General features: G+C 36.8%; 21 protein-coding genes. 8 read left to right on the top strand and 13 right to left on the bottom strand.

Annotated elements, in window-relative coordinates:
* Window positions 1-98 precede the first annotated feature (98 nt).
* The 5 genes from dacB to ACFRAE_RS13730 all read left to right on the top strand — a co-directional run bounded on the left by dacB (window position 99) and on the right by ACFRAE_RS13730 (window position 5,944).
* Window positions 99-1,529 (top strand): D-alanyl-D-alanine carboxypeptidase/D-alanyl-D-alanine endopeptidase, encoded by a 1,431-nt coding sequence (gene dacB, locus ACFRAE_RS13750; protein WP_422797741.1) that lies wholly within the window; start codon window positions 99-101, stop codon window positions 1,527-1,529.
* Between the two features lie 51 nt (window positions 1,530-1,580).
* Window positions 1,581-3,860 carry an NADP-dependent malic enzyme gene (locus tag ACFRAE_RS13745; protein ID WP_422797740.1) on the top strand — a complete coding sequence of 760 codons (2,280 nt, stop codon included), beginning with the start codon at window positions 1,581-1,583 and terminating at the stop codon, window positions 3,858-3,860.
* Between the two features lie 17 nt (window positions 3,861-3,877).
* Complete coding sequence (gene ruvA, locus ACFRAE_RS13740) at window positions 3,878-4,462, top strand: Holliday junction branch migration protein RuvA (RefSeq protein ID WP_422797739.1); 585 nt, start codon at window positions 3,878-3,880, stop codon at window positions 4,460-4,462.
* A gap of 122 nt (window positions 4,463-4,584) precedes the next feature.
* Entirely contained in the window at window positions 4,585-5,061 is a 477-nt protein-coding gene (locus ACFRAE_RS13735) for a GAF domain-containing protein (protein ID WP_422797738.1), read from the top strand.
* 49 nt (window positions 5,062-5,110) lie between these two features.
* Window positions 5,111-5,944 (top strand): hypothetical protein, encoded by an 834-nt coding sequence (locus ACFRAE_RS13730; protein WP_422797737.1) that lies wholly within the window; start codon window positions 5,111-5,113, stop codon window positions 5,942-5,944.
* Here ACFRAE_RS13730 and ACFRAE_RS13725 read toward each other — a convergent pair.
* Window positions 5,901-6,827, bottom strand: a complete 927-nt coding sequence (locus ACFRAE_RS13725) for a WD40 repeat domain-containing protein (RefSeq protein ID WP_422797736.1) — start codon at window positions 6,825-6,827, stop codon at window positions 5,901-5,903. The two genes, ACFRAE_RS13730 and ACFRAE_RS13725, sit on opposite strands and share 44 nt — an antisense overlap.
* A 217-nt stretch (window positions 6,828-7,044) precedes the next feature.
* Between ACFRAE_RS13725 and ACFRAE_RS13720 the strand changes: the two genes are divergently transcribed.
* Window positions 7,045-8,358, top strand: a complete 1,314-nt coding sequence (locus ACFRAE_RS13720; RefSeq protein WP_422797735.1) for an acetylxylan esterase — start codon at window positions 7,045-7,047, stop codon at window positions 8,356-8,358.
* A 93-nt stretch (window positions 8,359-8,451) separates the two neighbouring features.
* On the opposite strand, the gene hisIE is transcribed toward ACFRAE_RS13720, so the two are convergent.
* The 10 genes from hisIE to ACFRAE_RS13670 are packed head-to-tail and all read right to left on the bottom strand — an operon-like array spanning window position 8,452 to window position 16,724.
* The gene (hisIE, locus tag ACFRAE_RS13715; RefSeq protein WP_422797734.1) at window positions 8,452-9,039 is read right to left on the bottom strand and encodes a bifunctional phosphoribosyl-AMP cyclohydrolase/phosphoribosyl-ATP diphosphatase HisIE; all 588 of its coding nucleotides are present in this window, start codon (window positions 9,037-9,039) and stop codon (window positions 8,452-8,454) included.
* A gap of 12 nt (window positions 9,040-9,051) precedes the next feature.
* Complete coding sequence (hisF, locus tag ACFRAE_RS13710) at window positions 9,052-9,807, bottom strand: imidazole glycerol phosphate synthase subunit HisF (RefSeq protein ID WP_422797733.1); 756 nt, start codon at window positions 9,805-9,807, stop codon at window positions 9,052-9,054.
* 1 nt (window position 9,808) lies between these two features.
* Complete coding sequence (locus ACFRAE_RS13705; protein ID WP_422797732.1) at window positions 9,809-10,561, bottom strand: HisA/HisF-related TIM barrel protein; 753 nt, start codon at window positions 10,559-10,561, stop codon at window positions 9,809-9,811.
* A gap of 14 nt (window positions 10,562-10,575) precedes the next feature.
* Window positions 10,576-11,166 (bottom strand): imidazole glycerol phosphate synthase subunit HisH, encoded by a 591-nt coding sequence (gene hisH / locus ACFRAE_RS13700; RefSeq protein ID WP_422797731.1) that lies wholly within the window; start codon window positions 11,164-11,166, stop codon window positions 10,576-10,578.
* A gap of 40 nt (window positions 11,167-11,206) precedes the next feature.
* The gene (gene hisB, locus ACFRAE_RS13695) at window positions 11,207-12,346 is read right to left on the bottom strand and encodes a bifunctional histidinol-phosphatase/imidazoleglycerol-phosphate dehydratase HisB (RefSeq protein WP_422797730.1); all 1,140 of its coding nucleotides are present in this window, start codon (window positions 12,344-12,346) and stop codon (window positions 11,207-11,209) included.
* Window positions 12,347-12,352: 6 nt separating this feature from the next.
* Window positions 12,353-13,405 (bottom strand): histidinol-phosphate transaminase, encoded by a 1,053-nt coding sequence (hisC, locus tag ACFRAE_RS13690; RefSeq protein WP_422797729.1) that lies wholly within the window; start codon window positions 13,403-13,405, stop codon window positions 12,353-12,355.
* Window positions 13,406-13,461: 56 nt separating this feature from the next.
* Window positions 13,462-14,373, bottom strand: a complete 912-nt coding sequence (locus ACFRAE_RS13685) for a ribonuclease Z (protein ID WP_422797766.1) — start codon at window positions 14,371-14,373, stop codon at window positions 13,462-13,464.
* Between the two features lie 4 nt (window positions 14,374-14,377).
* Window positions 14,378-14,755 carry an STAS domain-containing protein gene (locus ACFRAE_RS13680; protein WP_422797728.1) on the bottom strand — a complete coding sequence of 126 codons (378 nt, stop codon included), beginning with the start codon at window positions 14,753-14,755 and terminating at the stop codon, window positions 14,378-14,380.
* A gap of 22 nt (window positions 14,756-14,777) precedes the next feature.
* Window positions 14,778-15,722, bottom strand: a complete 945-nt coding sequence (locus tag ACFRAE_RS13675) for a phosphoribosylaminoimidazolesuccinocarboxamide synthase (protein ID WP_422797727.1) — start codon at window positions 15,720-15,722, stop codon at window positions 14,778-14,780.
* Window positions 15,723-15,755: 33 nt separating this feature from the next.
* On the bottom strand, window positions 15,756-16,724 hold the full coding sequence (locus ACFRAE_RS13670) for a PhoH family protein (RefSeq protein WP_422797726.1): 969 nt from the start codon (window positions 16,722-16,724) through the stop codon (window positions 15,756-15,758).
* Between the two features lie 251 nt (window positions 16,725-16,975).
* Here ACFRAE_RS13670 and ACFRAE_RS13665 point away from each other — a divergent pair, with 251 nt between their 5' ends.
* A complete protein-coding gene (locus tag ACFRAE_RS13665; protein ID WP_422797765.1) occupies window positions 16,976-17,758 on the top strand; it encodes an SAM hydrolase/SAM-dependent halogenase family protein in 783 nt (260 codons plus the stop codon).
* Between the two features lie 295 nt (window positions 17,759-18,053).
* Here the strand turns inward: ACFRAE_RS13665 and pnp are convergent, their stop codons facing one another.
* The gene (gene pnp / locus ACFRAE_RS13660) at window positions 18,054-20,222 is read right to left on the bottom strand and encodes a polyribonucleotide nucleotidyltransferase (RefSeq protein WP_422797725.1); all 2,169 of its coding nucleotides are present in this window, start codon (window positions 20,220-20,222) and stop codon (window positions 18,054-18,056) included.
* Between the two features lie 273 nt (window positions 20,223-20,495).
* On the opposite strand from pnp, the gene ACFRAE_RS13655 reads away from it, so the two are divergent.
* The gene (locus ACFRAE_RS13655) at window positions 20,496-20,627 is read left to right on the top strand and encodes a hypothetical protein (protein ID WP_422797724.1); all 132 of its coding nucleotides are present in this window, start codon (window positions 20,496-20,498) and stop codon (window positions 20,625-20,627) included.
* A 300-nt stretch (window positions 20,628-20,927) separates the two neighbouring features.
* Here ACFRAE_RS13655 and rpsO read toward each other — a convergent pair whose 3' ends face one another.
* Window positions 20,928-21,206 (bottom strand): 30S ribosomal protein S15, encoded by a 279-nt coding sequence (rpsO, locus tag ACFRAE_RS13650; protein ID WP_136901502.1) that lies wholly within the window; start codon window positions 21,204-21,206, stop codon window positions 20,928-20,930.
* Window positions 21,207-21,296: the final 90 nt, after the last annotated feature.

The following is a 21,296-nucleotide window of genomic DNA, read 5'->3' as shown; positions in this document are numbered from 1 at the left end:
TAAAAACTATGCTAATTTAAATAGTCTCTTAAACTTAGATTTGAAATTTTACAATTTTAATGTACGAGTTGTTTGGTAGATTGCGATATTTGCTGTCTATGGGAAGATTTTTTTCGTTTTTTTATGTATCTCTTGTGGTTTTCCTACAGATTTCATCGGTAGCGCACGCACAAACCATAAAACCTAAACTTCAAACTGCCTTTCAACAATTCATTACCGATCCCTCTTTAGAGAGTGGGTTGGCCTCTTTTTCTGTATTAAATGCCAAAACAGGAGAACTTGTTTTTGAAGGAAATAGTAAAATTGGTTTACCTACAGCCTCTACGTTAAAGGTGATAACTTCCATTACAGCATTGGAACTGTTAGGTCCTAATTACACGTTTCCTACGCATCTTTATTATACAGGAGAAATAGATTCGCTAGGGGTATTGCATGGGGATATCATTATTGAAGGGTCTGGAGATCCTACACTCGGAAGTGACCGATACCCGGAACATTCTTCCAATGTACTTTTGAACACCTGGAAAGAAAGTATTAAGAAATTAGGTATTAAACAAATTAATGGAAAAATCATTGCTGATGATCACCTTTCCAATGGATTTGATGTTCCTGGAACATGGACTTGGACAGATATCGGTAACTATTACGGTGCCGGATTCTCTGCCTTAAATTGGAAGGAAAATAAATTAGGAGCTAATTTTGAACCAACTAAAATAGGTCAAACTGCAAATCTAATCTCCACGAATGCAGATTCTTCATTTCAGTTAATAAATGAAGTTACCACAGGAGCTGCGGGTTCCGGTGACCAAGTATATGCTTATTCTGCACCCTATGCTCATGTTATTTATTTTAGAGGAAGTTACGGTTTAGACCTTAAAAAGACAATTGAATACTCCATGCCCGATCCAGCAGCTAAATTAATCTATGATTTGTCGGCTAGTTTATGGCAAGATTCTATTCAAGTGCTAGATGCATTAAAAACTTTTAAAACGCTTCAGGATGAAAACCCTAACTATCAAATTCCAAAACAAAAAAACTTAATCCTTACCGTTCAATCTCCCAAACTGATTGATATTATCCACTGGTTTAACCAAAAGAGTATTAATTTGTATGGTGAGGCGATCTTAAAAGTGATAGGCAAAATCTCTGCTAATAAAATGGAAAGCCAAGAGGCTGCAAATATGATGGCCAAGTTTTGGCAAAATAAATTAAAAATTCCGATCAGCATGATGAAGGTTTATGATGGTTCAGGTTTATCTCCACAAAATCGAGTGACTAGCATAGCGATGGCAAAAATAATGCAGTATGCTCGAACTCGTCCTTGGTTCACTGACTTTTATAAAGGACTACCAACAATCAATGGAACAGCGATGAAAAGTGGAACCATAACGGCTACATTAGGCTATACAGGGTATCAAAAAGCAGCCGATAGTCAAGAATATACATTCTCTTTATTAGTGAATAATTATCAGGGTTCATCCAGTACCATGCGTCAAAACATGTTTAAATTATTAAATTCATTAAAATAAACTACATATACTTGTGTAGTCTCCAATAATATAGAATAAACTAAAATTGTAATGAGTAACATCAATAGAAAAAAAGACGCTTTGCAGTATCATGCGATGGGGCGTCCTGGAAAAATTGCCGTAGTACCTACAAAGCCACACAGTACACAAAGAGATTTAAGTTTAGCTTATTCTCCTGGGGTGGCAGAACCATGTTTAGCCATCGCTGAAAACAAAGAAGATGCCTATAAATACACCGCAAAAGGAAATTTAGTTGCCGTAATTAGTAATGGAACTGCCGTTTTAGGTTTAGGTGATATTGGTGCCCAAGCAGGTAAGCCAGTAATGGAAGGGAAAGGATTATTATTTAAAATCTTTGCCGATATTGATGTATTTGATATAGAGTTGGACACCAAAAATGTGGATGAATTTGTAAATATCGTAAAAGCGATGGAACCTACATTCGGTGGGGTCAACCTCGAAGATATTAAAGCTCCAGAATGTTTTGAAATAGAAAGACGTTTGAAAGCGGAAATGAACATTCCAGTGATGCATGATGATCAGCACGGTACAGCTATTATTTCTGGAGCTGCATTGATTAATGCTTGTGAATTGCAAAACAAAAATATAGCAGAGGTGAAAATCGTAGTCAATGGCGCAGGAGCTGCTGCGATCTCTTGTACGGCTATGTATGTCGCTGTAGGTGCTAGAAAAGAAAACATTGTCATGCTAGATAGTAAGGGTGTAATTCGTGCTGATCGTGAAAATCTAGATGCAACCAAATCAGAATGGGCTACGACATTGGATATCCATACCCTAGCCGATGCGGTTGTGGGATCTGATGTATTTATTGGTCTATCGAAGGCGGATGTATTAAGTCCTGAAATGTTATTAACCATGGCAGCTAATCCTATCGTATTGGCTATGGCTAACCCCAATCCTGAAATCGCCTATGATTTAGCGATAGCTACTCGTACGGATATCATCATGGGGACGGGTCGTTCGGATTATCCGAACCAAGTTAATAATGTATTGGGATTCCCTTATATTTTTAGAGGAGCGTTGGATGTAAGAGCTACTGCTATTAACGAAGAAATGAAAATTGCAGCGGTTAAAGCGATTGCTGAATTAGCAAAACAACCCGTTCCTGAGGAAGTTAATGTAGCCTATAATCAAAACAATATCCGTTTTGGACATACCTATGTAATCCCTAAACCGACCGACCCGCGTTTGATTACAGAAGTTTCTATTGCTGTAGCAAAAGCAGCTATTGAATCGGGAGTAGCGCGCAAAATTATTGAAGATTGGGATGCTTATCGCGATGAACTGCATAAGCGATTAGGGAAAGATGATCGTTTAATTCGTAACATCACTTATAAGGCTAAATCCAATCCTAAACGGGTGGTGTTTGCAGAAGCAGATAATTATAAAACCTTAAGAGCAGCTCAAATTGTAAAAGAGGAGGGTATTGCTTTCCCAATCCTTTTGGGTAATAAAGAAAAAATAAACCAACTCATTGCAGAATATGGATTTGAATTGGAAGATGTTGAAATTATCGATCCTCAATTAGAGGTGGGTTCTGTTCGTTTTGAAAAATACGCAGAGCATTTATATCAAAAGAGACAACGTAGGGGAATCAATAAATTAGACTCTAGAAAATTAATTACCAATAGAAATTATTTTGCGGCGAGTATGGTGGAATTTGGAGAGGCAGATACTTTAATTTCTGGCTTAACACGGAACTATGCTTCGACAATACGTCCAGCCTTACAAGTAATTGGTGCAAAACCTGGAAGTCGAGTTGCTGGTATGTATATTATGATTACGGAGAAAGGGCCATTGTTTTTTGGAGATACCACCGTGAATGCAGATCCAAGTGCACAAGATTTAGCAGATATAGCGGTTTTATTGGATTCTGCAGTTAAGCGATTCAACATCAAACCACGTTTAGCGATGCTTTCTTATTCCAATTTTGGATCAAATGATGGATTTGTTGCTGACAAAGTTCGTGAAGCAGTAAAAATTCTACACAGCAACAATCCAGAATTAATTGTAGATGGAGATATTCAAGCCAATTTTGCTTTAAGCAAAGAAATGCTAGCAGATAATTTTCCATTTTCTCGATTAAATGGTGAACCTGCGAATACTTTAGTATTCCCTAATCTTGAATCTGGTAATATTGCTTATAAACTATTGCAACAAGTTGGTAATGCGGAAGCTGTTGGTCCTATTCTTTTAGGAATGAATAAACCAGTGCATGTTTTGCAATTGGATAGCTCCGTACGGGAGATTGTAAATATGGTGACGATTGCCGTAGTTGATGCCATAGAGCATGGGAATTCAACAAAATAATTTAATCTATTAAGACGATGTACGATTATTTTAAAGGAAAGTTAGTCATTAAAGCCCCTACACATGTAGTCATGGAAGTAGGTGGCATTGGATTCTATCTTCATATTTCTTTGACTACTTACAGTCAAATAAAGGATCAGGAAGATTGCAAGTTGTATGCTTCTTTTATTGTTCGTGAAGATTCACATACCTTGTATGGTTTTGCTACAGAGGCGGAGCGGCATTTGTTTCATCATCTAATTTCTGTATCGGGTATCGGACCAAATACAGGCAGAATGATGCTCTCCTCCATAACCCCAGAAGAAATCCAACAAGCTATTATTGCGGGTCAGGTGGCTATAATCCAAAAAATAAAAGGCATTGGCCCTAAAACTGCCCAAAGGGTGATTCTTGAACTTCAAGATAAATTGAAAAAACAAGGTCCGGATGCATTATTGCCTTTGGTCATCAGTAAACCTTCAGCAGTAGATGAGGCTTTATCGGCTTTAGTTATGTTAGGCTTTCCTAAGCAGCAAGCGGAAAAGGTCTTACAATCGCTTGATGATGCCTCCTCAGAACAAACTGTAGAACAATTAATCAAAGCAGCCTTAAAAAAGCTCTAGAAATACGTTGAGCATTGCTGTTCTATAAGAAAGTTTATCTGTTTACAGATAGACTTTCTTTGTATTAGCCTCAGCACAGAACATTTGAAGAATTCGTATCTTTGCTCAAATTCTAAAAGGCAATGGCAGAAGATTTAAACATTCTTAAAGGGACTAAAGAAGAGCAATACAAAAGTTTAATCCCGCAAATACAGGCTTTAGTGCAAGGAGAAACCAATCGAATTGCAAATATGGCTAATGTATGTGCTGCTTTAAAAGAACAGTTCCATTTTTTTTGGGTAGGGTTTTATATCGTAGAAGGAGATGAATTGGTTTTAGGACCTTTTCAAGGGCCTGTTGCATGTACCCGTATCGGTCTAGGACGTGGTGTTTGCGGTGCAGCTTGGGAAAAAGAGGCGTCCATCATTGTACCAGATGTGGAAGCTTTTCCTGGTCATATTGCTTGCAGTTCCTTATCTAAATCGGAAATTGTTATTCCAGTCTGGGAAGGAAATACTTGCATAGGTATTCTAGATGTGGATAGCGATCGGTTGAACGACTTTGATCTCGTGGATTTAAAAAATTTAGAAGATATTGTTAAAATTTTTAACAAATCATAAATTTTAGCTATATTAGGTTAAAGTAAAGCTAACTAATTATTAATCTATCATGTCTGCCATTAGGCTATTAGCTATTTTTAATTTTATCATAGTTACCGTAAATTTTATCTGGATAATTCTACTAGATAACCAATATGTTTATGGTCAAACGATAGAAACTGCAGTTAAAAAATATCATAATCCTATTGCTCCAGCCATTTACACCTACAATATTTGGATATTCATTGCTTTAGTGATGATTTTGGTATCCTACATCATGTATAGCAGCACCAATAAAGCACATCTGAATTTCAAAACCATTCGTAAAGTCCAAAAAATCGATATTATGTTGATTTTGAACCAAATGTTCTGTGGCTTAAGCATGGTGTTGAAACTCAATGATCAATTTATTATATCAGTCTTATGTAGTATTGGCTGTGCCTATACTTTGCTTGTGATAAACCGAAGAATAAATATTCGCATGCTTACTTCTAATTCCATTACCAGATACTTTATTCGACTGGCATTTGGTATATATTTAGGATGGATTTTAGTGGTTATTACTTTTAATTCAACCCTCGTATTTAATAAGTTTTTATACTTTCTAGATCCTTCTATATTACTTGGGATGAGTGTTGGTTTGTTAATCGTATTGGTTGTATTTGGGAGTTATTATGCTATTCGTAATTTGTTACCTTCCGTTATCGTGGCGATCTGTTGGGGATTATATGGAATGATATTTCAGATTCAAATAGACCAATTAGAAACCCAAAGAATATTTCTACCCCTGTTATACACGTTATTATCCATTTCCGTCATGGTCACTATTTACTCCTATTATTTATGCACCAGTAGAAGAGCTATAGGAGTGAAGCCTGTTGATCCTGCAGCTTCCATACTTTAATCAATTTATCATCGCTAACGGTAAATATTCGATCTTTACTCCATAGAACCGTATTGATCGAAAGTGAATGACTATCATATCCTCGGTCTTTAGAGATATTTTTTAATAGGCTTAAGTTTTCTTCATTCCAAATTTTCATGCTTTTATCTCTACTAACCGTAATAAAATAGGGTAACTGTTCTTGATGGACAATTCCGTATACGGTAAACATATGTGGGATTATGGATTTGATGACTTGAAGGTTTTCATTCAATTGAAACAATTTAGCGTCCCTGCCGCCTGAGTACAACTGGTTTTGATGAAAACTTAAACTTGTAACCGGAAGTTCATGAATTTGTTGTTTATTAACTTGTTGGAAATCATGCGCATTCAGTAGTTGAATAACACCTTTTTTATCGCCTATGGCCAATAAATTTCCTTGTTTATTTAACGCAATGACACGTGCGGTACTATCTGAAACCCGAAACCGATAAAGTAAATCATAGGTCTTTAGACTCCAAACATATGCATAGCCTTCCTCGCCTACGGCAATTATCTCCTCTTTTTGAGGAATAACTTGGATGGCGAATATGGCGCCTTGCTCTGTTTTTAAATTGGCTAGTAGTGTTTGTTTCTCCGTATCTACAACCAATAGTTGTCCTGATCGCATCCCTATCAATAAAATATTTTGATCTGGAATAGGACTTAACGCATAAACAGATGAATTAACTTTGCATAATATTCTTTTGAAAGACATGGTTTCTAAATCCCATTCTACAACTCCTTTGTCGTTTCCGCCTGAATATAAACTTCGCTGATCCGAGGAGATAGCAACGGTAAATATAGGTTGTTGGTGACCTTTCAAGGTGGATTCAAGTTCAATATTCGTAAAGCTTGCTGTCATCCCACAAAGATATCATCTAGTATCAGGAAATAAAAACATGCTAATATCATAATAGCTTCTAATTTGTTGAGCAGGTTTTTTTATTAGATAACTTTCTACACTGATTTTCAATCAAGCGTACTTAGCAAAAGACTTAATTTGTTGTTGATGAGCACTTAGAATATTATTTTTTGTTAAATTGCACTATAGACCTATACACATCAACAACTAAATTTCAATGTATTTAACAAGCAGTTTTATCCCCCATTTAAATAGTATTTCTGTCTATTATAATCGGCATGTACATCGATTACTTGGTTTTACACTTGCTTTTTTACTTTCTACAAGCACTTTATTTGCACAGAAAATCAATTATGATGAAGCCCTAGTGCCAGTTTATGAACTGCCTGAATTATTAAAATCTAATAATGGCACCTTAATAAAAACTAAGAAAGAGTGGGAAAACATACGTAAACCAGAGCTTTTGGAGATCTTCAGTTCGCAGATGTATGGCCGAACACCTTCTGAATCCATATCGGTGCAATATGAGCAGATAGCTGAAAATACTAGGGCTTTGGGTGGTAAAGCAACAATAAAACAGATTAAACTAAGCTTTTCCAATAATAATAACGTAGTTAATGCCATTTTACTTTTGGTTCTTCCTAATCAGGTCAAAGGTAAAGTACCCATAATTGTAGGATATAATTATAAAGGAAATCACAGTGTCATGACTGATAGTTCGATCATATATAGTGAAAACTTTAAATTGGTTCGAGATCCTAAACATCAAGATTGGATCCGAGGCATTCAATCCAATCGCTGGGATTTTGAACAAATTATTCAGAAAGGGTATGCAGTGGCAACCATGTGTTATCATGATATTTTTCCAGATCAGGAAGGTTTTAAAGCGCATAGCATTGCTGCATTATTTTCTGATTATCCGAATACCAAAACGGATGCTTGGGAAGCTATAGGCGCTTGGGCATGGGGATCCAGTCGAATTGTTGATTATTTAGAAACACTACCCTATATAGATCAAAAAAGGATTGCCATTCTTGGCCATTCTAGACATGGTAAAGCGGCATTGTGGGCAGCAGCTCAAGACCCTAGGTTTAATATCGTCATTGCCAATAATTCGGGAGAAGGAGGGGCCTCATTAGCCAAAAGAAAATTTGGTGAAACCATCGCCATTGTATCGAGTATTAAACCGTTTTGGTTTGCAAAACAATTAAATCAATATCATCATCGAGAAGAGGATATGCCTTTTGATCAGCATATGTTACTTGCCCTCATTGCACCGAGACCTTTGTATGTAGCAAGTGCGGAAAACGATTTATGGGCAGATCCTAAAGGGGAATACCTGGCTTTGTATTATGCAAGCCCGATCTATGCATTGTATCGAAAGCAAGGATTAACAAATGCTTCATTGCCGAAATTACATCAACCTATCCTACAGGATGTAGGTTATCACATTCGGGCAGGTATACACGATGTGAATGCCTACGATTGGTATTGTTACCTCAAATTTCTTGATCAGCATGCTAAGAAATGAGAGAACGAAGCCATGTGCTTATTGTGCATAAATAACAAAGGGGGATAAAATAAGTCATATTTTATCCCCCTTGTTATGCAGGTATGCATCAAATTATTGATGCCTACTTTCTAAATTTTTAGCTATAGTCTCTAAATTCAAGCCTTTTTCTTTGATCAATACCAATAGATGGAATAGTAAATCTGAACTTTCATTAATGAAGTCAGTTTCTGTTTCGGTCAATGCAGCAATCACTGTTTCTACGGCTTCTTCACCAACTTTTTGAGCTATTTTATTAATGCCTCTTGTTCTTAATCGATTTACATACGATTCATCTGCCGGAAATTCATAGCGTCGCTGTATGATTCGCTCCAATTGTAAAATAAAATTTTGATTATAAGGGGTGTTAAAACAACTTCTAGACCCCGTATGACAAGTTGGCCCTTCAGGAACCACTTGAATTAGTATCGTGTCTTGATCACAATCAAGATGAGTAGATTTTACTTTTAGAAAATTACCACTTTCTTCACCTTTTGTCCAAAGTCTATTTTTACTCCGCGAATAAAAAGTTACTCGTTCTTCTAATTGGGTTTTTTCCCAGGCTTCCTGATTCATATACCCGAGCATCAATACCTCTAAGGTTTGTGCATCTTGAATCACTACAGGAACTAATCCATCGCCTTTATTAAAATCTATGTTCATTTGTCAAAATATTCATCGTCTAATGGATATCCCATTAGCATATAATGTCTCTTTTAATTCTGGAATTCTGATTTCACCATAATGAAATACAGATGCTGCTAATGCAGCATCGACTTGGGCTTCTTGGAATACATCAATAAAATCTTGTGTCGTTCCAGCGCCTCCAGATGCTATCAGTGGAATTCGAATACGATCGTTTATTTTTTTTAACAAGGTATTATCAAATCCATTTTTTGTGCCATCGTGATCCATGGAGGTTAATAATATTTCTCCTACTCCTCGATCTTCCGCTTCACCTATCCAATTCTCCGTTTCGATTGCTGTTAAATCTCTACCTCCTCGCAGATGGACAAAGTTTTTGCCATTTACGAATCGCGTATCTACCGCTAGAACTACGAATTGAACGCCAAAAGCTTGGGCAAATTCATTTAATAATTTTGGGTTTTTAACCGCAGCCGAGTTTATGGAAATTTTATCAGCTCCTGCATTTAACAATACATCGGCATCCGCAATCTCATTTATGCCACCACCTATGGTAAAAGGGATATTAATTTGGCTCGCTACCGCTTTAACTAGATCAACTGTGGTTTTACGTTTCTCATGGGTTGCGGTGATATCTAAAAATACCAATTCATCCGCACCTTGTTGAGAATATTGCCAAGCTAATTCTACGGGATCACCTGCATCCCGAAGGTCCACAAAATTCACTCCCTTTACTGTACGACCATCTTTTACATCCAAACAGGGAATTATCCGCTTTGCAAGCATATTATATGGAGATAAGGGCTTTTAAGTTCCAATCTTTTATTTGTTCGATGGTAATTCTATTTTCGTAAATAGCCTTTCCGACTACTACGGATTCCATCTTTCCAAGATTATTTAAGGCCTCAATGTCTTCCATGGAACTAATGCCACCAGAACCTATTAATTTAATGATGGGTGAGTGGCTCAATAATTTTTGGTATAATTCTACCCCTGCACCACCAAGTTTTCCATCTTTGCTAATGTCTGTACAAAGAAAGCGGAAAAAACCTAGGCTTAAACATTTGTCAATATATTCCATTAATTTGATAGGTGAACTTTCTAACCAACCAGAATATTTAATCACTTCATCCAAAACATCAATGGCGATTACAATATGATCAGCATATTTTACTCGTCCTTCATTCAGTTTGCTTAATTCTTCTAGAAAACTCGGATTAGTAATCGCTTGAGTTCCTACAATAACACGATAAATTCCTGCATCGACTAATTCCTTTACTTTTTCTATGCTACGGACACCACCGCCATATTGTACTTTCATGTCGGTGCGTTTGATGATTTCAAACAAATATTCTTGATTAGAAAAATCACCTTTGGCACCATTCAAATCAATGATATGAACGATCTCAGTACCATTTGCATGATATTTTTCAATTTGTTCTTCTAATGAAATGGCGTATTTAGTAACATCATCATAGTTTCCTTCGCGCAAACGGACAACCTGTTTGTCCAAAACGTCTATTGCAGGTATAATATACATAGTCTTATTTTCGATTAAATTTTACTAAAGTTTAATAATAATTGTTCTCCAGCTTTTCCTGATTTTTCTGGATGAAATTGAACTCCCCAAAAATTGTGTTTAGCAATTGCGGCAGAAAATGAAAGTCCATATTGACAATTCGCTACCGTATAATGCGCATCATATTCAATAAAATACGAATGAACGAAATAAAAATAGGAATTATTAGGAATATCTTTAAAAAGTGGACAGTTATTTTCAAAATCTATAGTATTCCATCCCATATGCGGTACTTTATCTTTGATACGATCTTCAAAGTGTAAAGTTTTCAAGGGGATGATCCCTACTAATTTGGCATTTCCTTCTTCTGAAAAATCAGTCAGTAATTGCATACCTACACAAATACCTAATACAGGCTTTGTTAAGGCCTTAATATGTTCGACCAATCCCGATGCTTGCAGTTTCGCCATAGCAGATCCCGCATGTCCTACCCCTGGTATTATGATTTTTGAAAATTTATCAAAATCTGCAGGCACGTTGATCATACCATATGCAATCCCTTGCCTCTTTAATGCGGCGGTAAGGGAAAATATATTACCGGCTCCGTAATTTACTATTCCAATCATGTATCTCCTCTAATATAACAACTTCCTCAGTCATTAGTTTTTATAAAACGCCCTTAGTACTTGGTAGTTGCATGTGATCAGCGTCTCGACGAACTGCTTTTTTTATGGTCTTTGCAAATGCTTTAAATATAGCCTCGATTTTATGGTGTTCATTTTCACCTGTTGCTTGGATATTTAAGTTTGCTTTAGCAGCGTCAGAAAACGATTTGAAGAAGTGGAAGAACATTTCCGTAGGCATGTCTCCGATTTTTTCACGTTTGAATGAGGCATCCCAAACAATCCAATTGCGGCCACCAAAATCCAAAGCGACCTGCGCTAAACAATCATCCATAGGCAGGGTATAAGCATAGCGCTCTATTCCTCGCTTGTCGCCTAAGGTGGTTAAAAAGACCTCTCCTAATGCAATTCCGGTATCTTCAATGGTATGGTGTTCGTCTATATGCAAATCTCCTTTGGCTAAAATCGTTAGATCAAGCCCACCATGCCTAGCCAATTGATCCAACATATGGTCAAAAAAGGGCAAGCCTGTTTGTATACTTGATTTTCCACTACCATCCAAATTCAATTGAATATAAATGTCAGTTTCATTGGTTTTGCGATGATGTTCAGCAGTACGTGTTCCTAGTTTTAAAAATTCGTAAATCGCCTTCCAATCGCTAGTTTCCAAGGCCACGACTTGAGGATCTATTTCCACTTGTTCTTTTATTCCTAAATCGTCATTCACTCGAAGCCAAATCGCTTTTGCGCCTAAATTCTGTGCTAATTTAACATCATTTACTCGATCACCGATAACAAATGAATTCGTTAAATCATATGTAGAGGCATCAAAATAGGAAGTTAACATGCCTATTCCTGGTTTACGAGTTTCAGCTTGTTCATGTGGAAACGTTCTGTCAATATGCTCTCGTTGAAAGTGTACACCTTCGCCTGCAAAGGTATCCATAACGAATTGATGCACAGGGAAGAAGTTTTCTTCCGGATGAACAGCTGTTCCTAATCCATCTTGATTGGTTACTAAAACCAATTCAAAATCTAATTCTTTCGCAATTTTCGGTAAGTATTGTAGTGCTCCTGGATAGAATTTTAATTTTGCAAACGAATCGATTTGTTCATCTGCAGGTTCCTGGATTAAAGTACCATCTCTATCGATAAAAAGAACACGTTTTAGTTGGTTAGCCATGTTTGTTTAATTATAAAATCCCCTTATTTCCGTTAGTAATCGATCATTATCATTTTTGGTCCCTACTGTTATCCGTAGACTACCTTCACAAAGTGTGATTTTTGAACGATCCCGAATAATGATTCCTTTACTTACCAAATGTTCGTAAAGTGCACGAGGTTGATCGAATTTTACTAATATAAAATTAGCGTCTGAGGGTGTGATATGATGCACCTGTGGAAGTGCTAATAAGTTAGTTACTAAAATCTCACGTTCTTGAATGGTTTGTTTTATCCATTCATTTACCGTGTCTATATTTTCTAATGCAGCAAGTACTAAATCTTGCGTCGCTTGGTTGATATTATACGGAGGTTTAATTTTATTAAAGACCTCAATAATTTCTTTGCTAGCAAAAGCTAATCCTAACCTTAATGCAGCCAAACCCCAAGCTTTTGATAAAGTTTGTAATACTACTAAATTTGGGAATTCATGTAAGCTATAAGTAAAGGATTTTTGTTTTGAATAATTGATATATGCTTCATCAACAACGACAATACCTTTAAAATTGACCAATAAAGTCTCGATATCCAATGGATTGATGCTATTACCTGTTGGATTATTAGGTGAACAAATAAATATGATTTTGGTATGTTGATCCAATGCTTCCGCGATACCATCTACATTTAATTGATAATCTGCTGTCAAATTTACTTTTCTGACTTCAACATCATTGATATTTGCAGATACTTCATACATTCCATAGGTGGGAGGTACAATCACTACATTATCAACCTTTGGGTTACAAAAGGCACGATATAAAATATCAATGGCTTCATCAGAGCCATTACCCAAAAAGATATGTTCCGAAGGAACTCCTTTGATACGATGTAATTTATGTTTTAATTCCCATTGTAAAGGATCAGGATAACGGTTGTAATCCTGTGGTAATGGGGAGCCAAAAGAGTTTTCATTGGCATCCAAAAAGACTGATGCTTCTCCTTTAAATTCATCTCTTGCCGATGAATAAGGTACGAGGTTTTTAATGTTTTCTCGTAGGATCGCGTTTAAGTTGAATGGCATGTTGATTATACTGAAAATTTTGAGGTGTAAATATGGAGAAAATTATACAAAAATCATTAAACTAAATACCATTTGCCCTCTGTAGATAGTTCAGTCTCTGGAAAAACGGACCTCGCTTCTTCTAAAAGTGGTGTTAATGATTTATACCGGGCTGAGTAATGGCCTAACAGTAACTTTTGAGCATTTACTTCTTGGGCTATTTCTCCCGCTTCTAAAGCGGTGGTATGAAATGTTTCTTTGGCACGATCTTGCATTTCATGTAAAAAGGTAGATTCATGATACAATAAATCGACCTGTTGGATAGCAGACAGATAAGTGGAGGTTCGTATCGTGTCTGAACAAAAGGCATAGCTTCTAGATCGAGGACCAGGTGTGGTCAATGTGGAAGCGGCATATATTTTCCCAGAAGGATCGACATAATCTATTCCTTTTTTTAAAGCGGAAAAATATGGTTTTGGAATCGCGTATTGTTCAATCAAATCCATCTTTAGGCTTGCAGCTCGCTTTCCTTCATCAAATCGAAACCCTGTGCAGGGTATTCGATGAGATAAAGGAAAGGAACTGATGTTCATCATCCTAGACGTATAGATAAGCTCCTCTTTATCTGGATTCGTACAATGATAGATAATGGAATATCGAATGTCTGTATCAGAAAACTTAAAATGTAACGTTAAAATTTCTTCCAATGGCGCCGGACCGTAGATGTGCAAATCTGCTTTTCTTCCGATCAAGTGCATGGAGGAGACTAAGCCAACTAAGCCTAAATAATGGTCGCCATGCAAATGGCTAATAAAAATGTGATCTATTCGATTGCTTTTAATCCCATAACGCGTTAATTGCATTTGCGTTCCTTCCCCGCAATCGATTAGAAATAATTGTTCATTATAATTTACGATTTGAGCTGTAGGATGTCGTTCAAATACCGGGGTTGCTGAACTATTCCCTAGAATCAAAACTTCAAATCGTATCATATTATCCTTGCCCTTCTTTTAAATCTAAACGAATTTCATTGCCAAAAATCAAATCTTTGGCCTGCTCAATGTCTTTGGTAATGATTAAATAGTTATCCAATCCTAAGGAATTAATGTATTTTTTTACCCCTTCATTTAAATTGGTAATAATAAACAATCCTCCTAATGACTTACATAACCTTCTGGCTAGTAAACCTGTACGAATACCTGTTTCGTCCGTTTCCAACACTTGATTCATGTCTAAGACAATATTACGTTGACCTCCAGTGTTTCTCAACATAAATTCTCCTTTTAAATTTGCAGCAGCTTCCCCATCCAACATTGTTCGAAGGGGTTCTATTACCACATAGCGATCATACTTATCTACTGTAAATTTCATAGCGTTTAGATTTTTGTTTGGATTATAAAGATAAAAGCGCTTGGTTGATGTTTTTTTCTACACGATTCAACACTTCACCAGCTTCAGGATAAACAAATGGCTCTCCTGTAATATGTTCATAAAGCTCAATATACCGTTCTGAAATGGATTTCACAATTTCTTCGGTCATTTCAGGAACTTGTTGTCCTTCTTTTCCTTGAAATCCATTTTCAATTAGCCATTGTCTCACAAATTCTTTAGATAATTGCTTCTGGGGCTCTCCATTTGATTGCCTCTCCGCATATCCTTCAGCATAAAAATAGCGTGAAGAATCTGGGGTATGGATTTCATCTATTAAATAGATAACCCCATCTTTTTTACCAAATTCATATTTGGTGTCTACCAAAATTAGCCCTCGTTTTTCTGCAATTTCAGTACCTCGTTGAAACAATGCTTTAGCATATTTTTCCAGTTGAAGGTAGTCTTCTTCACTAACGATGCCCTGTTTGATAATTTCTGTTCTTGAAATATCCATATCATGACCCACTGCTGCCTTGGTAGTTGGGGTAATGATCGGTTCTGGTAATTTATCGTTTTCTTTTAAACCTTCAGGGAGAACTTCACCACATAATTCGCGACCACCATCACGGTAAGTACGCCACAAATGTCCAGCGGCATATCCACGAATGACCATTTCTACTTTAAAAGGTTCACAGTTTTTTCCAATTGTAACATTGGGATCAGGAACAGCAACCACCCAATTCGGAAGAATATCTGCTGTTGCTTCTAAAAATTTGGAAGCGATTTGATTTAATACTTGTCCCTTGTAGGGGATAGCTTTAGGTAATACAACATCAAAAGCAGAAATACGATCTGAAGCAATCATGACTAAATAGCCATTAGAAATACTATATACATCGCGTACTTTGCCTCTGTAAAAAGATGTCTGATTGTTGAAATTGAAATTTGTTTCTTTAATTGTACTCATATGATTTGCGCTTTTCACGCGTTAAATTATTTATTAAATATCACCGTAGGCCTCTAATATCCTTTTTACCAATTTATGTCTGACAACATCAGAGCCATTTAAGTAGATAATGTCTATGCCTTTAATGTTATCCAAGATTTTCACCGCATTCACTAAGCCTGATTGATGTTTCTTGGGCAAATCTACTTGGGTCATATCTCCGGTAACTATAAATTTGGCGGTTGGTCCCATACGGGTTAAAAACATTTTCAATTGCATTTCGGTAGCATTTTGCGCCTCATCCAATATCACGAAACAGTTATCCAATGTTCTTCCGCGCATAAATGCTAAAGGAGCCACCTCAATAGTCCGATTTTCCAAATAGCCTTTCAATTTTTCTACTGGAATCATATCATCTAGAGCATCGTACAGTGGTCTTAAATAAGGATCTACCTTTTCTTTTAAATCACCTGGAAGAAAGCCTAGATTTTCCCCAGCTTCAACAGCAGGACGAGTCAAAATGATGCGTTTAATTTCTTTATTGCGCAAGGCTCGTACGGCTAAAGCAACAGCGGTATATGTTTTTCCTGTTCCAGCAGGGCCAATAGCAAATAAGATATCATTTTTAGTGATGCTATCCACCATTTTACGCTGGTTTGGCGTCCGTGCACGAACAATGATGCCATTGGGTCCATAAACGATTGGTTCATCTTTAAAAACCTGCTTTTGCTCTGGTTCTGTGCCAAGAACCGAGCTAACCTTTAAGTCAGTTACAGTACTTAGTAAACCTTCCAATTCCAATAAGGATAGAGATTGAAATTGATTTACTTGAGCTAAAATACCTTCAAACACGTTTACAAACCTTTCGCGTTCTCCTTCCTCCCCCAATACTTTTAATTGATTACCTCTGGCGACTAAACGTAGTTTTGGAAAAGCTTTTTTAATAAACTCAAAATTTTCATTTTGAGCTCCCCATAATGTCACTAAATTGACACCATCTAAATTGATTTCTAATTCACTCAAATCGTACAATATTAAGTTTCTAGTTTTGTCCTGTTAGTAATAAAGGTATTGCTATAAATATAACCAATAAATATCGCCTAATGCGAAATTGAAAATTATTTGACTCAAAAATACAAACTAATTGACTAGAAATAAAAGCAATTACAAGTATTAATTCACTTATCATTTACCAATCGGTTTACTTTTTCTATTTTTGTAATTCGCTTTTTAAATTAATTTTAATTTTTTTAGCTAGAAGTATGCTGAAAAACATGGGAGTCATTACGTTAACCACAGATTTAGGGAATCGCGATTTTTATCAAGCTGCATTGAAAGGCAGCATCATTTCGCTATTGCCGGATGTAAGACTGGTAGATATCTCTCATGATATCCCCTTGTTCCGCATTCAACACGCTGCATTTGTCATCAGCAACGCCTATCCTTATTTTCCCAAAAATACCGTGCATCTCATCGGTATTGATACTGTTTTCCAAGAAGGATCTCGGTATTTGGCGATGGCCTATAATGATCATTATTTTGTTGCTGCCGACAATGGTATTTTTAGTATTATCCTTGGGGAAGCAAAGCCAAGTGAATTAGTGGAGATAAATATTATGCAGGATTTAAGGTACTTGCATTTTCCACTGGCCGATATTTTAACCAAAGCGGCTTGCCATATTGCTAATGGAGGCAAATTGACCGATATCGGATTCCCGATTGATAATGCCGTGCAAAAAGTAACGCTTCAGCCGGTGTATAATCACCATAGCATTAAAGGTCATGTGGCTTACATCGATTCTTTTGGCAATGTGATTAGCAATATCAGTAAGGAGCTTTTTAATAAAATTCAGAAAGGAAGGGATTTTATTTTAAGATTTAAACGGAATGAGACTCTTAATAAAATGAGTTGGCATTATAATGAAGTCATCGAAGGGGAGATGCTTTGCCTCTTTGGAATTAGTAATTACCTCGAGATAGCCATCAATAAAGGTAACGCAAGTCAATTATTAGGCTTACACCATGATGAAACGATCATGATTGAATTCATTGACTAGACCGTAGCCGAGAGGCATTAGATTGGGCTTGCTGATCTTGGGCAGGCTATGCCTGAACATTAGGGTATATGAGCTTTCGAATCGATCTTCAAGCAAAACTAATGACATCTTCTTCCAGCTAAAATCTTCTTTTTATACAGCATCATAGACCGCAAATTCGGTTTATGATTTTTTGTTTCAAATCCCTTAGCTCAGGTTTAAAAAAGAAAGAGACTTCAGCAATAATCTATTGGCTGAAGTCTCTTATCTAGGAGTCTCTTAGCAGAGAGACTCTTGTCTTATTCCTAAAAGAAAATTATGCGTCAGTTGCAGGTTTTTCTTCCTGTTTTGGTTTGTCTTCACGAGGAGGACGAGGTAATAATGCTTTACGGGAAAGCTTTAATTTACCTTGCTTATCAACTTCTAATAATTTTACAGTAACGATATCACCTTCTTTGAAGATACCATCCATAGTTTCTAGACGTTTCCAATCGATTTCTGAAATGTGTAGTAAACCATCTTTTCCTGGCATGATTTCTACGAAAGCACCGAATGGCATGATCGTTTTCACTTTACCTTCATAGATAGCACCAATTTCTGGTTTTGCGGTGATTGCTTTGATACGAGCTAATGCGGCATCGATAGCATCTTTATTGTCTGCGAAAATTTGGACAATTCCTTTATTGTCAACTTCTTCAATGGAAATCGTTGCGCCAGTTTCACGTTGCATTTCTTGAATGATTTTACCACCGGGTCCAATTACTGCACCGATAAATTCTTTATCAATGGTAATTTGGATAATGCGTGGAGCATGTGGTTTGTAATCCTCACGTGGAGTTTGAATGGTTTTGTCCATTTCTCCTAAAATATGTAAACGTGCTTCTTTCGCTTGATCCAATGCTTGAGTCAACACTTCCCATTTTAGGCCATTGATTTTCAAGTCCATTTGACAACCTACGATACCTTTAGAAGTACCTGTAACTTTAAAGTCCATGTCTCCTAAATGATCCTCATCGCCTAAAATATCCGATAGAATAGCGTATTTTCCTGTTTTCTCATCGGTAATAAGTCCCATGGCAATTCCAGATACTGGAGCAGATATTTTAACACCTGCATCCATTAATGCTAATGTTCCAGCACATACGGTAGCCATTGAAGAAGAACCGTTAGATTCTAAAATATCAGATACTACACGAATTGTATATGGATTATCTGCTTCTGCAGGCAATACTTGTTTCAATGAACGCATAGCTAAATTTCCATGACCCACTTCACGACGACCTGGACCTCTATTTGGTCTTACTTCACCTGTAGAGAATCCTGGGAAATTATAGTGTAATAAAAATTTATTGTAGCCATTAAAGAATGCTCCATCAATCATTTGCTCATCGTCCTTAGCACCTAAAGTTACGGAAGTCAATGATTGAGTTTCTCCTCTAGTAAAGATTGCTGAACCGTGTGCTGCTGGTAAATAATCAATTTCCGTCCAAATTGGGCGAACAGTACGTACATTACGGCCATCCAAACGAATTCCTTCGTCTAATACTAGATTACGAACAGCATCGTATTGAACATCATGATAATACTTTTTCATTAAGAATTTGGTATCATCATCTAATTCCTCACCTAAAGTGACAAAAAATGATTCGCCAATTTCTGCAAATTTAAGGGAGCGTTCGTGTTTTGAAGATCCTGATTTTGCAACAGCATATACTTGATCATAAGTTGCCGCATAGATCGCATCTTTCAACGCTGGGTTTGTAGGCTCGTGGTTGAATTCACGTTTTGTTGCTGAACCCACTAATGCCGCTAATTCTACTTGTGCAGCTACTTGTTTTTTAATTGCTTCATGTGCAAATGCGATAGCTTCGACCATTTCTTCTTCAGAAATTTCTTTACATTCACCTTCTACCATCACGATATCCTGAGCAGAACCTGCAACAATAAATTCTAAGCTTGCTTTTGCTAATACAGAAACGCGTGGATTGATGATTAATTGACCATCAACTTTGGCTACGCGTACTTCTGAAATAGGTCCATTGAATGGGATGTCAGATACAGCGATTGCCGCAGATGCTGCTAATCCAGCTAAGGCATCTGGCATGATTTCTTTGTCTGCAGATATTAAGCTTACCATAACTTGGGTGTCAGCGTGGTAAGTTTCTGGGAACAAGGGGCGTAAAGCCCTATCTATCAATCTAGAAATCAAAACTTCATAGTCTGAAAGTCTTGCTTCACGACGTAAAAATCCTCCTGGAATACGACCTGTAGAGGCATATTTCTCTTGATAATCTACCGATAATGGAAGAAAATCAACCCCTGTTTTAGCTTCCTTTGATGAAACTACTGTTGCTAATAGCATGGTGGCTCCTTGTTTTAATACCACTGAACCATCAGCTTGTTTAGCTAATTTACCGGTCGACAATTCAATAGGAGCAACGTCGCTCCCCATGTCGATGGTTACCTTCTTTTCGTTATAACTCATTTTGTTTTCTTTGATGATGCATTTGCGTCATTGAATATGCATCCGTTTATTTTGACTTTTTTAATCAAACAAAGGTAATAAAAATTAGATAATAGATAGCGGACATTAAACAGGAGATTTTGTGCCGTTAAATGACTGGAATTGAATGATCGTATCAAAGTCTAGGGCTTTGTAGGAACTAGCCTTTAGCCAATAAGTCAATACATGGGGTTCGGGCTTCAAAGCCGCCTTGCATAGTCCAAGATCCTTGGTCTCAAATCTTGGTTTTTTTTCATGGCTCAGAATTCAACCGTTCCCTCTGAGTTTGTATTTGCAATGGGGAGTGTGGATCATGGTGTTGATTTTCTGTTGCTAGGGGAGGACTCCAGTTGCAGTAAGCGAGTTGATCCTGAATCTTTTCGATAAGTTTTCTAACGTTCTAAGTTCATTTGAACTTGGATATTAGATGGATCTCATTCGGATCTCCTTTGGATTTCTTCGTTGAAGATCCGAAGGAGATCCGACGGAGATGCGCCCGAGATCCGGTTAATTGAAAGGTGTTTTTAAATAGATTACAGTGTGAAAGCTTTGATTATTAGTGGGGTATGTATGCTGTAAATTGCTTTTTCATACGGAGGTTGAAAGTCCAATTAGCTGGGGGTACTAGGAAAAGAAAAGGGCTTTCAACATGTGTTGAAAGCCCTTTGAATCTTTTTTACTAAAAGCTTATTTGATAATATCACGTAAGCCTAATCCTTTGATGATGGCACGGTATCTATTGATATCTTTTTTGTACAGATAAGCTAATAAAGAACGACGTTTACCTACTAACATTTGTAGAGAACGTTGTGTATTAAAATCTTTTCTGTTTTTTTTCAAATGCTCAGTTAAGTGAGCGATTCTTTTAGTGAATAAAGCTACTTGTCCTTCTGCAGAACCTGTGTTTGCTGCTGCACCTGCAAATTCTTCGAAGATACCAGCTTTGTACTCTTTACTTAAATACATCTCTTGAATAATATTAAAGCGTTAAAAATTCTGTTAATTGGCTGCAAAGATAGCATCTTAATCTGTAAACTGAAAATTTATATCAGATTA

This window comes from Sphingobacterium sp. HJSM2_6 (assembly GCF_049316305.1).
Taxonomy (GTDB): domain Bacteria; phylum Bacteroidota; class Bacteroidia; order Sphingobacteriales; family Sphingobacteriaceae; genus Sphingobacterium.
This window is presented reverse-complemented; position numbering and strand designations above follow the sequence as displayed.